The organism is Methanobacterium bryantii (assembly GCF_002287175.1).
Lineage (GTDB): Archaea > Methanobacteriota > Methanobacteria > Methanobacteriales > Methanobacteriaceae > Methanobacterium_D > Methanobacterium_D bryantii.
Genome location: NZ_LMVM01000041.1, coordinates 1 through 15,549, shown reverse-complemented (window position 1 = coordinate 15,549; position 15,549 = coordinate 1). Strand labels below are relative to the sequence as shown.

20 protein-coding genes are annotated in these 15,549 nt (G+C 33.8%); 7 read left to right on the top strand and 13 right to left on the bottom strand.

Annotated elements, in window-relative coordinates; genetic code table 11:
- From ASJ80_RS16040 to ASJ80_RS15990, 11 genes are all read right to left on the bottom strand, one after another.
- On the bottom strand, positions 1–750 hold the full coding sequence (locus ASJ80_RS16040; protein ID WP_069583220.1) for a radical SAM protein: 750 nt from the start codon (positions 748–750) through the stop codon (positions 1–3).
- A complete protein-coding gene (locus tag ASJ80_RS16035) occupies positions 747–1,643 on the bottom strand; it encodes an ATP-binding protein (RefSeq protein ID WP_069583219.1) in 897 nt (298 codons plus the stop codon). Before ASJ80_RS16035 ends, ASJ80_RS16040 begins: the two co-directional genes overlap by 4 nt.
- Positions 1,640–2,500 (bottom strand): nucleotide-binding protein, encoded by an 861-nt coding sequence (locus ASJ80_RS16030; protein ID WP_069583218.1) that lies wholly within the window; start codon positions 2,498–2,500, stop codon positions 1,640–1,642. The genes ASJ80_RS16035 and ASJ80_RS16030 overlap by 4 nt, the downstream gene beginning before the upstream one ends.
- Before the next feature lie 82 nt (positions 2,501–2,582).
- On the bottom strand, positions 2,583–2,771 hold the full coding sequence (locus ASJ80_RS16025) for a 4Fe-4S dicluster domain-containing protein (RefSeq protein WP_069583217.1): 189 nt from the start codon (positions 2,769–2,771) through the stop codon (positions 2,583–2,585).
- 77 nt (positions 2,772–2,848) lie between these two features.
- Positions 2,849–3,256 carry a NifB/NifX family molybdenum-iron cluster-binding protein gene (locus ASJ80_RS16020; protein ID WP_069583216.1) on the bottom strand — a complete coding sequence of 136 codons (408 nt, stop codon included), beginning with the start codon at positions 3,254–3,256 and terminating at the stop codon, positions 2,849–2,851.
- Between the two features lie 528 nt (positions 3,257–3,784).
- Complete coding sequence (locus ASJ80_RS16015; protein ID WP_069583215.1) at positions 3,785–4,633, bottom strand: Mrp/NBP35 family ATP-binding protein; 849 nt, start codon at positions 4,631–4,633, stop codon at positions 3,785–3,787.
- 111 nt (positions 4,634–4,744) lie between these two features.
- Complete coding sequence (locus ASJ80_RS16010) at positions 4,745–5,122, bottom strand: NifB/NifX family molybdenum-iron cluster-binding protein (RefSeq protein WP_176720212.1); 378 nt, start codon at positions 5,120–5,122, stop codon at positions 4,745–4,747.
- A gap of 16 nt (positions 5,123–5,138) precedes the next feature.
- Positions 5,139–5,735 carry a DUF134 domain-containing protein gene (locus ASJ80_RS16005; RefSeq protein ID WP_069583214.1) on the bottom strand — a complete coding sequence of 199 codons (597 nt, stop codon included), beginning with the start codon at positions 5,733–5,735 and terminating at the stop codon, positions 5,139–5,141.
- Positions 5,736–6,085: 350 nt separating this feature from the next.
- Positions 6,086–7,156: a metallophosphoesterase gene (locus ASJ80_RS16000; protein WP_069583213.1), complete on the bottom strand. Its 1,071-nt coding sequence runs from the start codon at positions 7,154–7,156 to the stop codon at positions 6,086–6,088.
- A 182-nt stretch (positions 7,157–7,338) separates the two neighbouring features.
- Positions 7,339–8,250 carry a methanogenesis marker 7 protein gene (locus ASJ80_RS15995; RefSeq protein WP_069583212.1) on the bottom strand — a complete coding sequence of 304 codons (912 nt, stop codon included), beginning with the start codon at positions 8,248–8,250 and terminating at the stop codon, positions 7,339–7,341.
- Complete coding sequence (locus tag ASJ80_RS15990) at positions 8,235–8,750, bottom strand: hypothetical protein (RefSeq protein WP_083240905.1); 516 nt, start codon at positions 8,748–8,750, stop codon at positions 8,235–8,237. Before ASJ80_RS15990 ends, ASJ80_RS15995 begins: the two co-directional genes overlap by 16 nt.
- A 284-nt stretch (positions 8,751–9,034) precedes the next feature.
- Between ASJ80_RS15990 and ASJ80_RS15985 the strand changes: the two genes are divergently transcribed.
- Complete coding sequence (locus ASJ80_RS15985) at positions 9,035–9,298, top strand: PRC-barrel domain-containing protein (RefSeq protein ID WP_069583211.1); 264 nt, start codon at positions 9,035–9,037, stop codon at positions 9,296–9,298.
- 63 nt (positions 9,299–9,361) lie between these two features.
- On the opposite strand, the gene ASJ80_RS15980 is transcribed toward ASJ80_RS15985, so the two are convergent.
- Positions 9,362–9,634 (bottom strand): hypothetical protein, encoded by a 273-nt coding sequence (locus ASJ80_RS15980; RefSeq protein WP_069583210.1) that lies wholly within the window; start codon positions 9,632–9,634, stop codon positions 9,362–9,364.
- Between the two features lie 230 nt (positions 9,635–9,864).
- Here ASJ80_RS15980 and ASJ80_RS15975 point away from each other — a divergent pair, with 230 nt between their 5' ends.
- The 6 genes from ASJ80_RS15975 to ASJ80_RS15950 all read left to right on the top strand — a co-directional run bounded on the left by ASJ80_RS15975 (position 9,865) and on the right by ASJ80_RS15950 (position 15,138).
- Positions 9,865–10,077, top strand: coding sequence for a TRAM domain-containing protein (locus tag ASJ80_RS15975; protein WP_048081831.1), 213 nt, complete (start codon positions 9,865–9,867; stop codon positions 10,075–10,077).
- A gap of 98 nt (positions 10,078–10,175) precedes the next feature.
- Entirely contained in the window at positions 10,176–10,847 is a 672-nt protein-coding gene (gene comB / locus ASJ80_RS15970; RefSeq protein WP_069583209.1) for a 2-phosphosulfolactate phosphatase, read from the top strand.
- A gap of 14 nt (positions 10,848–10,861) precedes the next feature.
- Positions 10,862–12,094: a TraB/GumN family protein gene (locus ASJ80_RS15965; RefSeq protein ID WP_069583208.1), complete on the top strand. Its 1,233-nt coding sequence runs from the start codon at positions 10,862–10,864 to the stop codon at positions 12,092–12,094.
- Between the two features lie 155 nt (positions 12,095–12,249).
- Positions 12,250–12,462, top strand: a complete 213-nt coding sequence (locus tag ASJ80_RS15960; protein ID WP_069583207.1) for a DUF1922 domain-containing protein — start codon at positions 12,250–12,252, stop codon at positions 12,460–12,462.
- Positions 12,463–12,500: 38 nt separating this feature from the next.
- Positions 12,501–14,090, top strand: coding sequence for a GTPBP1 family GTP-binding protein (locus ASJ80_RS15955; RefSeq protein ID WP_069583206.1), 1,590 nt, complete (start codon positions 12,501–12,503; stop codon positions 14,088–14,090).
- 427 nt (positions 14,091–14,517) lie between these two features.
- The gene (locus ASJ80_RS15950; RefSeq protein ID WP_141705169.1) at positions 14,518–15,138 is read left to right on the top strand and encodes a hypothetical protein; all 621 of its coding nucleotides are present in this window, start codon (positions 14,518–14,520) and stop codon (positions 15,136–15,138) included.
- Positions 15,139–15,368: 230 nt separating this feature from the next.
- On the opposite strand, the gene ASJ80_RS17390 is transcribed toward ASJ80_RS15950, so the two are convergent.
- The coding region (locus ASJ80_RS17390; protein WP_218833795.1) for a hypothetical protein at positions 15,369–15,549 on the bottom strand (181 nt) is incomplete at its 5' end.

Below are 15,549 nucleotides of genomic sequence, written 5' to 3'. Positions count from 1 at the left end.
TTATCCTTGTACCGATCTTCCATTTAGCACTTCTTTGTATGATCTGTATTTCTTAGAGTTACAGACGGAAGATACGTTCAATCCTTCAAAGTGCTTCTCAATTTCATACATCTGATCCTCTGATAGGTGACCTTCAGGCGAATGCCTTAAAGGAGTATTTATATAAACTTTATCCGGCTGAATTTCCGCTGCAACCTTTGCTAATTCACCTGCATAATCCTTATTTTTTTCAATAAACATAGTTTGGAGTTCTAATCTTCCTTCGAAAGAACTTTTAAATTTTTTAATCCATTTTAGGATATCTCCAAAATGTAAACCTTTTACAGGACGGTTTATTTCTTCAAAAAGAGAATAATTGTATGCATCAAGTTTTGCAACAACTATATCCAGGTCCCTTAATGTCCTTCGCATTTTTCCTAGAGGGAGTGTTGAAGAATTAGTCAAGATTGCAATTGGCAAGTCTGTAAGTCCCCTTATAACTTCAATTATCTCATCAAGGTTTTTTGCAAGGGTTGGCTCGCCATAACCCGAAATTGTCACTACATCAGCACTTGCTCCAGGAAGAACTCGTTTTAAATCTTCTTCAATTCTATCTGTGCTTATAAATATTTCTTTTTGAATTGTTTTATTGAGTGTAGGGCCGACCTGACAGTATACGCAGTCAAAAGAACAAACATTTTGACATAAAGGGTCAACACCTATTGATCTACCGAACCGCCATGAAGATACAGGGCCAAATACAGTTTTCATATTATTACCTCATCATTTAATTTTTCTAGTATCTGCAGGAAAATATCTGCAAATTCAGGTTCAAACACTACTAAAGGCTTTAGATTAACCAGCGCATAAACGAATTTTTTATCATAGGGTATTTTTCCAAGAATTGGAATATTATTGGAGGTGAAATATTCAGTTATTTCTTCAGTAAATTTATTATTTATATCATATCTGTTAATTACAACTCCATAGGGAATGCTAAAATGTTCAACGACTTTTATTGCTCTTTTAAGGTCCCCAAACGCGGCAGGTGTAGGTTCTGTAACAAGCATTACATAATCACTCCCCCTAACCGATGCAATTACAGGGCACCCAATACCTGCTGAAGAATCCACAATCAAAAATTGTGCGTTAATATCTTCTGCAATTTCTGATGCTCTCATTTTAACAGCTGTTACAACTTTTCCAGAGCCAGATTCACCTATATTTAGTTGCCCAGAAATTACTGGAAAGTTATACTCAGTTTCACCCACATTTATACTTGCATTTTCGACTGGCTCAAGTTCTAAAGCATTTTCAGGACATGCGACAGTGCATGTACCACACCCTGTGCAGAGCAAATCGTTTATTACAGGTAAATTTTTGTTGTAATCCCATTTAACAGCTGAAAAATTACATAAATCCGTGCATTCTTTGCATGCACTGCATTTTTCAGTTATTAAGATGGCTTTTTCACTGGTTTCAACACACTCTAACAGCTTAAAATTTTCCTCTTTTATGCCAAGCACCAGAGCCAGATTGGGTGCGTCCACATCACAATCAGCAGCTACTATTTTGTGTTTATCTGCCAGAAGAACAGCTAATGAAGCTGTTATTGAGCTTTTACCCACTCCTCCTTTTCCTGAAAGGACTGTTATTGTTTTCATAATAAACGCCCCATCCATTCTGCAATTTCTGAAATTTTTTCGTGAACAGCAGGAATACCTTTAGAATAACTTTTAATGATTTCTTTTGTGTAAGGTATCTCTGATAAAATATTTACTCCATATTTACAGTTTAATTCCTGTATTAATCCCAAATCACCTATATTTGATTTGTTTACAATTATTTCAGATCTTATTTCCATGATTTCCAAAAGTTTTAAAATAAGATCCAGATCATGTTTTCCAAGAGGTGTAGGTTCTGCAACCGCAAAAGCCAAATCAACATCCATTAGTGCAGCAATAACATTACAATGGGTGCCTGCAGCCGTATCTACCACCAAAAAATCATAATTTTCTTCCAGTGACGATGCAAAATCAATGGTTGCATTTACGACTGGCGAACTGGACTCGCAGCCTATATCTGTCTCCCCAGATATTAAAATAAAATTTTCAGCAATTCCCGAACGTAATAAAGGTTTTCCCAGATATATACTTCCTACTGCCTGTGTATCCTCTTCAATAGCTTCATTGGGACATGCTAAACGACATGCGCCACATCCTGTGCATTGTCCACTAACTAAAAAAGGAAATTTATTTTTAATTAATATTATAGCGTTTTCTTTGCAAATTTCGCCACATTTACCGCATCTTAAACACTTTTCTTCATTAAAAAATGGGAGAAATATGGTTACGTCCTTTATTTTCTCTCGAGGGATGGACAGGATAATATGATCATCTGGACACTCCACATCTGCATCCACCAGCATAACTTTATAATTTTTTGCAAGTTCTACTGCAAGCGCTGTTGATACTGTTGATTTTCCAGTACCTCCTTTTCCACCGGTTATGGCAACTTTCATAAGATTACCTTTACTTTAAATTTGTTTGAAATCATGTTTTTAATTGGAATTTCTGATTAAATTTTACATCCAATGTCCTAGATCACTCTTGAACTTTTACTGCCTCATTGAGACATACGTCCATACATACTTCACATACACTGCATTCATCTATGTTTTGAACTATAATTTTGCCGTTGTCAATTATAAAGACCTCCATAGGGCAAGCATCCACACATTCTGCACATTCTTCACCGTCACATTTATCGTAGTCTATTGTTATTTCAACCATTTTTTCACCGATTTTATGTTTAAAAGTGTTATCTGGTTTTTTAAAATTCAAAATTACTAATTTTTAAATGAAACAATTTATCTTCGTCCCATTCCACCTCTACCCATTCCTCTACCTCCTGCCCCTGGACCTCCAGTTGCGGGGGTAGCTATTTCTTCTAACTGGCCGTCATTTAATAACTTCAGATTTTCTTCCACAGTTCCTGGTTTGGGCATATATGCTTTTATTCCCACCTGTTTCAAAATATCAAATGCATTTGGACCTACTGCTCCAGAAATTAAAACTTCAACTTCTTGATTTGCTATAAATTGAGCTGCTTTAATTCCTGCACCTCCTCTTTCATTTATTGCAGGATTTTCTACAGATGAATCCCCTTTAATATCACCATTTTCCATATCTGCAATTATAAAATAAGGGCACCTTCCAAATACAAAACTTACCTGCGAATCTAAACTATTTCCCATGGATGTAACAGCTACTTTCATACAAATTCCCCCTTTTCTTAATATTATATCTCATATTTTATTTACAATTTTTCAGTATCCTCTTGAAATTCCTGATTTTCACTTTTACAACCATTTAACTTTTTTTTTATGTCTCCAGAAATTATGGGCAAGGGAATATTTAAAACTTAAAAGTTTTTATTTACCTTTCCAGAATTATTGTTTCCAACTTCAGTAAATCCAGAGGATAATAAATTCATTTCACCAATTTACCTTCTTTAAAATATTTCAAATTGGTCTCGACATTTTTCAAGTTAATTTTATGAACTTTAACTTCTGCATTTTTTAGGATGCCAATGCAACTGGACTTAACTTTCCTGAAATTAAAGTTTCAATTTTGCATCCACCATAAACTGTGCAGCTATTCCTGCTCATTTTTCATTTCTAGCAGGGTTTACTACGTGTAAATTCTTTAATTTTGCCATTCCATATATACAGTTACAAAATAGGAGTATATTCCAAATACAATGCTTATTTTAGAATTTAAGCTGCTCCCTGTTGATTTAACTGCTATTTTCCTGCAGATTCTTCCTTTAGTACCTGCTTCTCTATTTTAGTTACAACTTTCAATATATTTTTAGAGGTTTCAGAATTGCTATTTTCTACCAGAAGAACATCATCTTCTTTTTCAAATCTAATATCAATTGGAATGCTGCCCAATAAAGGTATACCTGTCTTAGATGATATTTCACTGCCCCCTCCTCTTCCAAATAGAGGTATTTCAGTTTCACATTCTGGACAGATAAGTCCCGACATATTTTCTACGATTCCCAGAACCTCGATTTTTAAATGCCGGGCCATGTTTATAGATTTTTCCACATCATCTAAAGATACTGTGTGGGGCGTGGTGACCATTATTATCCCATCAATGGATGGGATTGACTGTAAAATTGCTAAATGCTCATCTCCAGTTCCAGGAGGGCAATCAATTACCAGGATATCCAGATTTCCCCATGATACATCTGAAAGAAATTGCCTTATTGCCGCTGTCTTTTTAGGACCTCTCCATATTATTGGCGAATTTTCATCAGATAAAAGGAACTGTGAAGACATTACTTTCAGGTTTTCTCCTACTTTTACCGGCAATATTCCCTCTTCATTAACTTTAAGGTCTGTTTTTCCAATTTTGAGCATTTTTGGAACGTTAGGACCATGTATATCCACGTCCAAGATACCTGTTTTGTAACCTTTTTTTGCAAAAGATGCAGCAATATTCACTGCCATGGTAGATTTGCCTACTCCCCCTTTTCCACTCATAACTGCAATTTTATGCTTTATCTGGTCCATTCTCTTTGTAATGATAATATCCTGTTGCATGTAAGCTAATTTCTGTTCCTGATTTTCCTGTTCTGTAATCATTTTTTTGTCCTCTTTATCATAAAATAAAAAATATAAATTCAAACTCTAGAAGTAGTTTGAATTTATTTAAATGGCTGATTTGAAGATTAATTAAATATAAATTTAGGAAATTTAACAGTCATTTTCATTACAGGAATTTTCATCTGCAACTGTCAGATTTCCCACTTTCCATTCTTTTAAAACGTCTTTAACTTTTCCAGATGCCCCTGAAAATATTTCCATTTCACCATCACTCAACATGGAAACAGCTTTTGACCCTAAATTCCCACAAATTAATATGTCTGCCTTTGAATTCATTATGATCTCTGCAGGTGTTTTAGAGCCGCCGCTATGCTTACCAAAAATCTCAATTACTTCAATATCTTTAATTTCATTATCTTCATATTTAATTAAAGTGAAATAGGGGGTTTTTCCAAAGTGCATTGAAATGTCTGCCAGTAAACCTCTTTTATCAAGGGTAGGTATGCCTATAATAGTTATTTTCACCATCTCCATCTTTCGCTATTTAATCTGCCCCACATAGTTGAGTGCCGCATTCAGGACACTTGGTATTTCTACATGGAACCCCTGGTATTTTAGGGGCTTCATATCCACAATTTGGACATTTGCAAACTCTTGGTTGACCTGCTCCCATTCCACCGCCAAATCCTCTCCTTCTTCCCATTCCAAGTTGTCCTGGGGGTGTTTGAGCCTCTTCAGCTGTGCTGATTTTATAAATATATTCTGATCCACAGTCTGGACATTTTTCATATTCTTTTTCAGGGCTGTACCATTCAAAGCTACAGCTTTTACATTTATACCTTTCTTTATCTACCACAAAATCTCCTCCTTTAATTTTAATCATTTTACCCTCAATAAGGGCCATTGCAACTTTTCCTCGAGCCAGATTTAAAATCCTGTGAAATGTGGGTTGTGAAACATCCATGATCTCTGCTGCTTTTCCTTGTTTAAGGTCTTGATAATCTTTTAACCTAATTGCTTCAATTTCATCCATTGTAATCTCTACAGGATCAATATGGTCAGCATTACCCTCTAAATCCGGCCTGAAGCATCTGATTTGATGCTCTTGGAATATTCTTCTAAATCTTCTCGGCCTCACCATGTTATGAATATATATTCATAACTGTTATATAAAGGTTTTGAATATTTATTCATAACCCTAAAATGAAAAATTTTGAGCATAATAAAAAAACATAAAATAAACTTTTAATTTATTCAAATCAATTTATTACTCTTTAAAATCATATATAAGTAACATGCATACGTTTTAAATTTTTTGAATAAGTAAACTGCTTATTAAAACATTTAAAGTAGTTTTTAACTATTAAAATTAAAAATTAACCCAGATATACTGATGAAAAATCTAAAGATGTTTATTCATCCTAATTTAAATATAGTTGCACTAACTTGTGAATAAATTAGCATAATGCCCCTATTTACATATATCCCAAATTACTTCTTTTTGAGATTAATTAAGGTTATTTCACTTTTAGAACCAGATCTCATTGGGGGGCCCCATGTTCCAGTTCCCGGAGATACATAAACCTGTGTTCCATTATGATTATATAATCCCTGGAAATACGGAAAAACAAGTCTTCCAAGGAAATTCAATGGGAATATCTGCCCTTTATGAGTGTGTCCTGAAAGCTGCAGGTCAATGCCAGCTTCACTCGCATATTCAACTTCTATAGGTACGTGATACATGAGAAGTGAAGGCTTTGATTTATCAATATTTAACCCCGGAAGTACAGTTTTAAGGTAATTTCTCTGGGTTGAATACCCAACCCCAACTATCTGCAAACCTTCAAATTCAACCACTTCATTTCGCAGTATATTAATATTTGTAGTTTTAAGAACCTCAAAAACGTTTTTCAGCCCTCCATACATATCATGATTGCCTGTTACAAAAAAAATCCGGGATTTAAGTTTATTAATTGAATCAAACATAGAAGGGTGTAAACCTACAGTTCCTTCAACAAGGTCTCCTGTTATTAATACAAGATCTGGATTTAAAAGGCTAATTTTTTTAACTATTTCTTTCATAAATCCAGAATTTCTGATAGGTCCAATATGAGTATCACTTATTTGAGCAATTCTCAATTCTCGCTCTAAATTTAGTATTGGTATCTCAATTTCCCTAATATTCAGATGCAAACTGTTAACAATTGAATATGCGCTTATAACGGAAGCGACTATAATTACTGCAATTCCTGCAGTAAATGACGGAATATTAAATACAAAGTTCAATATTTCATAAACAAGAAGAGTATACCCTAAAACAAGTGCAATACCCATCCACGTAGCAGATAACGTGTAAACTATACGCGTAAATTCATTGGATAAGGTACCTTCAAGTACCGCTGCAACAGGATAAGCAGCGGTAAATATAATTACCATTATTGTGATTATAGTCTGAGATACGCCTAACAGCATGCCCAATCTATTAAAAATATAGTAATCAATAGCTAAGAATCCTAAGAAAAATACGGATAAGAATAGAGCAAGCTGAATAATTCTCCTCATTTTTAGACTCCAATACAAAACCAGTTTTTAATCTTCTTATAGTTACTTCTATATCACATAATATTTTAATTTTTTTATATTATCTCTAAATTATAAAATAATTCGATAATAAACTCCCATTTAATAATAAAATAAAAAATCAGGTGAAAATCAAAGTGCTTTTTTAATATTTAGAGTTATAACTAAAGAATAGAAGATTCAGGTAGCAGCTTAACCAGAATATAATCGTACATTAAAGATCTCCTTATTTCGGAAACATCTTCTAAAATGTACTCATCCACCTTAACTTTTCCAATTTCATCTTTATATTCATCATAATTCAATTTAACCCTTACCCCATCCAGCTGACTTACAACTGGGGCTGGTGAATAAACATCTTTTACTGCATGTATCTGGTTTTCAATCTCCGTTTTTACAAGTATTGATGGCACAATAGGTGGATCTTCAGTTATTTCTTTCCTTCTATCATCAAGAATTCCCTCAACAGTTTCAGCCAGACTTCTGAGGGCCCTGATATGTTCTCCACGTTTAAGCCTGCTGGGAATTCTACCCAATCCCCCCACATATGCACTTGCTCCAGGAATATCCTCGACATCTATATCTGGAGCTCCAGTTACGACTACAGGGATTTCAAGGTCTTCAAAAAGATGTGTTTTGTCCAATATACACTCCCTAAAGCTTCCAAGTGCAAAAACAGCCAGATCATGTTCTTCGATTAGCTTTTTTTCATCCTGTGAAATTCTGGATATGCCCTTTCCAGCTCCACGGGAAAGCCCAATCATGTTGTCCTTTGCTCCATATCTCCTGAGATATTCTGAAATATCACACGCAGAATGGGGAAGGTGCTGCCTTGCAAGAGTTGGAGAAACTATAGCAATCTCCGTACCTGCCATTGGGGCAATTTTTACTGTTCCAAGGAGTTCTTTTGCCTTTTCCTGAACTTTATCCACGTCTTCTATTGGAACAGCAAGTGTTATAACGAGATCCATTTGACTCAGGTTTTCCTGAAGTACAAATCCACCCAGATCTTCTATAAGCTCTGTAATCTCTTCATGCTTGTGAACTCCTCCAGTGTAAGTTAAGGTTTCATACATAATCTTTTCTCCAGAATGTTATACCTCATTTCAGCCCGTTCTATTGCAGATAAAGGTACATTTTTGTGGGACGGTATTTCAACAGTTTCTACATCTTCATTTACCACATTATCTTTCATATAATCAGGATAAACCACAAAATTATAATCTTTATCAGCCACGCTAAAACCCATATCTTTTACTATCTCCTTTAAAAAATTTGAATAAACTTTTACTTTTATCTTTCGATTTTTTTTAGATCCCACAATTTCTTTAATTTCGTAATCTAAAGGGGAAGTTTCAAACTTCTCAGAAAGCATTTCTATACTTTCTTTAATCTGTGAGAACGTATTCAACTTAATTTTAATAGATTTAGTGGATAATTTAGTTTCAGATAAAACAACAGCTATATCTGCTCCAACTGAATCTGGAGTTTTATTTACTACATAGTTTGAAATACCTGCAAGCTTTACGATTTCTTCACACATAGGAGTTGTTACAACTTTTAAGGAAAATTTCATAGTCTACCCTTGGTTTTAAAATATTTAAATTTGATGTTTTTATCAGTTAATATAAAATCATACCTACCACAATTCACCGAATTTTAGAAAATACATAATATGTTTCACTCTTAAAAAATTCATGAATTTTTGAGGAATTTTAATATAATAAAAGCAATATAATATGTATTACAAACAGGAGTGTATCCTATTTATTAAACAGCACATCTTAAAAAGGTTCAAATTGGCTTAAAAAATGTAATTTAAATTAAAAATCTTTATGATTAATTAAAAGAGTGATTAATATGAAAATAGATGATATTAAAGGTAAAGAAGTAATAGATGGAAAAGGAAATGTAGTTGGAGAAGTAGAAGATATCGATTTAGATTTTAGAAACCGCAGAATTGAAGGTCTTGTACTTCGAGAAGCAAGCATCACTGGCAAAATAGGACGTGGAGAAACCAAAGTTATTCCATGCAATATGGTCGATGCAATTGGAGAAAAAGTACTTCTAAAAGGAAAACCACTTACACAAGAAGATTTAGACGTTATAACTGGTGGAGAATAATTAAATCTAAAATATAGAAAATAAAATAATTATTTAAATAAAACAATATTAGACCTGCTTAGATCATTCCACAGCATCTTCCTGAAATTTAAATTTAATAAATGCCACGACTACTCTCTGGAAAAATTCCCTTTTATTATACTCAGATAGATCATCATAAATTGATAACAGTTCATGGGTATCAAAAAGATGATTATCTATCCCCTTTTTAATTATTAATTCTTCCAGTTCAATATCTTTTTCAGGTTCTTTAGTGAAATTGTTGAAAAATGACCCACCCATACTCATTTTGTACTCTTCTACCATTGATTCTATTGTTTTATCATCGTCATTCAAGCCTATCATCCTCTTAAATTTTTATCCTTTAATTCAAATTTTAGTTTGGTTTAATATACTGTTAGTTTTATATGCATGATCAAAACACTTAAATACTATTTTAAATCAATGAAATTCCTTAAATTCTACAAATAAGCAGTTGTTAATAATGTTATGAAAACATTTATATAATAACTTAACCGTATATCTAAATAAGACCAACTTAGTTTTGGTCGAAGGAAGTGAATGAATTGTTCGGAACAGATCAAGGTCCAAAAACTGCCCCTATTTCAGAAGGGGAAGAATATGATGTGAAAATAGAAGATGTGGGTAAAGAAGGCGATGGAATTACCCGTATAAATGGTTTTGTGGTATTTGTACCCGGTACAAAAGCTGGAGAAGAAGTTAAAGTTAAAATTGTTTCTGTAAGAAGACGTTTTGGTTTTGCTGAAAAAATTAGTTAAAATTGTTCTGTAAAGACATTTGGGTACTGAAAAAATTTAATGAGATACCCATTAATTTCGTTTTTATTTGTTAAATTTCCCTATTTTTGGTGTTTTTAATGTTAGTTTCTTTAAGTTTAGATAAATCAATCTCTAAAGATGTTGCAATTATGGTAGATGTTTTAAGAGCTAGTGCTACTATAAATGTTGCTCTAAATAATTTTAATAAAGTTATAGCAGTGAAAGATAAAGATAACGCAATAGAACTTGCCAAAAAGTACAATGCAGTCCTTGCAGGTGAAAGAGATGGAGCTCCCATTCCAGGATTTGATACTGGAAATTCACCGGTTGAAATGCAAAATTTCAGCGGAGACACCCTTGTACTTACCACTACAAATGGTACCCGAATTCTTGAAGGAATAAACGCAACAGCACTGGTTGGATCATTTATAAATGCAAAATCTGTAGCCCAAAAAGCTTCTGAAATTGCTGAAGATCATATAGAAATAGTAATGGCAGGAGTTAGAGGAAGATTTGCAATTGAAGATTTCCTTGGAGCTGGAGAAATAATATCTTACCTTAAAAATTACGAACTTGATGAAATGGCCATGGCAGCATACATGGCATCGAGAGACGAAGAAATGGTTAAAAAAGCAATCATGAATTCAAAGTCTTCTTTGACCCTCCAAAAACTTGGATTTTTGGAAGACATAAAGTTTAGTATTAAAAAAAATATATATGATATTATCCCCATATATGAAAAAGGGATCATTAAGAATTATACAAATTAAAACGTGAGATTTCTATGGCACCAGAATCACTTGAAATAATCGGAACAGCGCATGTATCAGAAAAAAGTGTTGAAAAAGTTCGAAATAGCATTTTAGAGAAAAAACCAGACGTTGTCGCTATTGAACTGGACATTAATCGTTATACTAATCTATTAAATGAAAAAGAAGGGGTTGAAACTCCCAAAGAGGAATTTCAAATTAAAAAACTGATTAAAGGTGACAACCTGACCTTATTCTTAGTTAGCGGATTTTTATCATATATGCAGCGCAGAATAGGTGATGATGTAGGTGTTAAACCTGGATCAGAGATGATGGCTGCAATAGAAGCGGCAAACGAAATAGGTGCAAAAATTGCCTTAATAGACCGTGACATTTCAATAACCCTGAACCGTGCATTAAACAAAATGAGCATCATCGAAAAAATGAAGTTCATATACGGCTTAATAGCATCTTTCTTCAGCAAAGATGAAGAAATTGAAGATATTGAAAGTATAACCGAAGGAGATGCCCTCGAAGAGGTTATGGGCTATTTTAAGGAAATGTCACCCAAAGCATACGATGTTCTGGTAAATGAAAGGGACCAGTACATGGCAAGAATGCTTACAGATATTCCAGATGAAAGTGTAGTTGCAGTGGTAGGTGCGGGGCATAAAGAGGGAATTACAAAATATATCAATAATCCAGATGATATACCTCCACTTTACGACCTTTTAGGCGTTAAAAAATCCAGATTTTCATTTATGCAGATCCTGCTGTTTTTAATACCCGTTGTTTTCATCGCAGTGTTTGCAATGGCATTTTTTAGTGGAATTAATATACAGACCAGCATCCTCCAATACGTGCTGCTAACAAGCGGATTATCCTTTGCAGGTTGTATTCTATCAGGATCAAAGATTTATTCTGCAGTAACTGCATTTGTTGTGGCCCCATTAACAGTTCTACATCCTCTTCTTGCTGCAGGATGGTTTTCAGGAATTGTAGAAGCCAAAGGAAGAAAAGTAGGGATGGATGACCTGGCAGGTTTTAAAGACTGCGAAAGTTTAAGGGATTTCTGGGATAACAACCTTTTTAGAGTTTTAATAGTTGTAGTTGGGACCAATATTGGTGCATCCATAGGGGCATTCCTTACGATACCCAATGTATTTTATCCATTAATTCTCAAAATTTCTGCAGTCATTAATCCAATAATTATTACAATTTTTAACACATTCAACCCGATATTAGGCAAAGTTTTTGGATGGGGATGATTGCAGACCGAAAGCCAACTTTTTGGCCAAATTAGATATTTCTAAATTCTTTTTTTTAAAAAATTTTAAATAAAGTGAAGTTACATTATTAATACAATCCAGTGAATTTAAAAATTAAAACAAAAATAATATTCAATAAGTTAACACGTGATTTCATGTATCTCATATTTAGATGTAACTGTGGACGTGCAATGTACTCCAAAGAAGGAGTAATTCAAAAAAAATGCGTTTGCGGTAAAATATTTAAGGTTAAAAGTCGACGTATCCTTGCAAAAACTGAAGATGTGCAGTTAGCCATCCAGAAAGTTAAAGAATTACAGGAAGAGAAATACGGCGGCGCGGTTTTTACAACCGCCGATAAAATCTGATATTACCTTATTTAAGAAATTGTAAATAGCTCAATCTCATGACAAGCAGCATCTATAATATTACAAAAAAAGGTGAAAGAAGAAATATAGAATTTAAAGAAAGCCTTAAAAAAGATTATCATCTTCAAAAAGATAGAAAACAGCGCCTTGCATCCCAGATGAAATACAGGATGGAACGGGGTAGCGGAGAAGCTATTTATTTTATAGGTGTAGATGATGATGGAAACCTTCTGGGACTCTCAGATGAGAAAATGGAAGAATCACTATTTGTTTTAAAAAGTATCGCAGAAGAGATAAATTCCACCATTTTAAAAGTTGAAAAGTATCCTGGAAACAACGGCGATGTAGCTCGAGTTTTTATTGGTAAAAAAGATCTTTCTAAGCGAGATCACATGCTTGTAGGCGTTGCAGGACATGTAGACCATGGAAAAAGCACGCTTATTGGTACTTTGACCACCGGCAGCCTAGATGATGGCTCCGGCAGGACACGGATATTTTTAGATCTGCAGAAACATGAAATAGAGAGAGGGCTTTCAGCAGATCTCTCCTTTGCAATCTATGGATTCTGTAATAGAGAACCTGTAAGGGTTAAAAATCCATTAAATAAAAAAGAAAAGGCGAAGGCTGTTGAAGATTGTGACAAGCTCATATGCTTTGTAGATACTGTAGGCCATGAGCCCTGGCTTAGAACAACTATAAGAGGAATTGTAGGTCAAAAGTTGGATTATGGGCTTGTTACAATAGCTGCAGATCAGGGGCCAACTCACATTACCCGAGAGCATATTGGAATTATAATGGCCATGGATTTGCCTTTAATTGTTGTAATTACCAAAATTGACATGGTAAGCGCTGAAAAAATAAAAGACACAAAAGATGAAGTATTCAATCTTTTAAAACTTGTTGGAAGAATTCCTTACATGATAAAAACATGTGAAGACGCTAAATTTGTGGCAGAACACGCTAATCAACATCTTGTCCCAGTGATAAATGTTTCTTCATTAACTGGTGACGGCCTGGAACTTCTTGATGAATTATTTTTAAACCTTGAAGTTGAGGCAAAGGAAGAGGATTCACTAAAACCATTCATGATGTATATAGATAAGATATATTCCGTTGTAGGTGCTGGAGTAGTCGTAAGCGGGACAGTAAGACAGGGAAGAATTAAAAACGGTGATAAACTGCTTCTAGGCCCCGATGGAACTGGAAAATTTATGGACGTTAGGGCAAAATCCATTGAAATGCACTACTACAAAAAAGATTATGCTGAAGCTGGAGATGTCGTTGGAATCTCAATAAAAGGAGCAAATATCGAGGATATTAAAAGAGGCATGATTTTATGTGATCCTAACTATGAAAAACGATCTGTTAAGAAATTTGAGGCAGATGTTGCTATATTAGTACATCCAACAACAATTAAAGAAGGTTATGAATGCATAACTCATATAGAAACAATTGCAGAAACTGTTATCTTTGAACCTCTTGACAAAGAGTATATGTCTGCCGGAGATACAGGTAAAGTTAAAATGCAATTTAAATATAGGCCTTTTTCTGTTAAAGAGGGTCAAAAAATTATATTTAGAGAAGGTCGAAGTAAAGGAATAGGTACAATCACCCGGATCATTGAATGAGAATTAAGTTACGTTAAAAAATAAGATCTAATTATTCTTTTTATGATAAATGAGTTAATATCTACCTACTTTTTATTCCCAAAAACATTGCATTTTCTAATGTAATATCTTTTTATGGTTAAAATTTTAAATTATTTTAAAGGCCTATTATATTATAGCAATCATTTTAAACTGATTAAAATACATTTTAATGCTTAATTACAAAGATATTAATACCTGAAATATGAATATTACTAATAAGATATTACATATTAACTTTTGATCATTTGACACCATGCCTTCAATTTACTTTTCCGTGTTAACTCCATTTAAACATCAAACTATTATTAAACTAAACTACGCCCCCAACCTATTTAAATTCCTTAAAAACCTAACTGGAGGTGATTGAATAAATAGAATCATATGCATTTTGTTATGCCTGTTAATGATGTTCTCAGTAGTTAGCACTAGCTCTGCAGCCGTTATAGGCAGCACTTCATACGGTTATGTAGAAAAGTTTACCTATGGAAACCCCAATTCTAACGTTAAGATTGTATATATAACCGGAGTTCACCCCATGGAGGATGAATTCAGCTACGATGTAGCAAATGTTGTGAGAAACAGATCAAATAGCTTAAACTACAGATATATAGTCTATAAAGTCCATGTAACTAAATCCGCGTCAAACTATACCCAAGGAAGAATAAACGGACAGCTGCTGGCACAAAAATTCGTTGTCCCTAATGTAATTAGAATTAAACCAACATTTGTATTCGATGTTCATGAAAACCACGGCGCTTCAAGCGGATATAAATATTACAGGTTCTTATATCCAATATCAAAAGGTTCTTACACGCTTGGAATTGCCAGATCTATAGTTTACAGAATGCCTTCGCTGGTAATTTACACCCCACCAAATCCAACAAGCCCTCAGTATGTCACTGTACCAATTGCAAATAATGGAACGCCCACCATAATTCTCGAGACATACCACTTTGATTCAGCTTCCAAAAAGCTACAGGATGCAAGAAGATTCGTAAATGCAGTTGACAATACCTATTTTAGATAAAATACTTTATCTTTTTATTTTTTTAATTCCTGATCCTATTTTAAAAATAATTCCAAGATAACTATTTCTTCAAGCATTACATGCTTACAAGTACCTTAACAACACTAAATTAATAATTTAACGCTCATGCCCAGAATGTTGTGTGAATAATATCGCTTCACTCGTGTGTCTGGTTAAGTAAATTGTATTTTTTTTAAGATAAATCCTATATAATCAATTAAAATTACAATTTAACATAATGTATAACTCATGCACAGGGTCATGGACATGTAAAAATCTCTCAAAAAACCGAAGGTTTTTTGGAGCGCAAAATTAGAAATTTTGCAAGCCGTCGAAAATTCGTAGAATTTTTGGGCCGCAAAATTAGAAATTTTGCAAGCCGTCGAAAATTCGTAGAATTTTTGGGCTGCA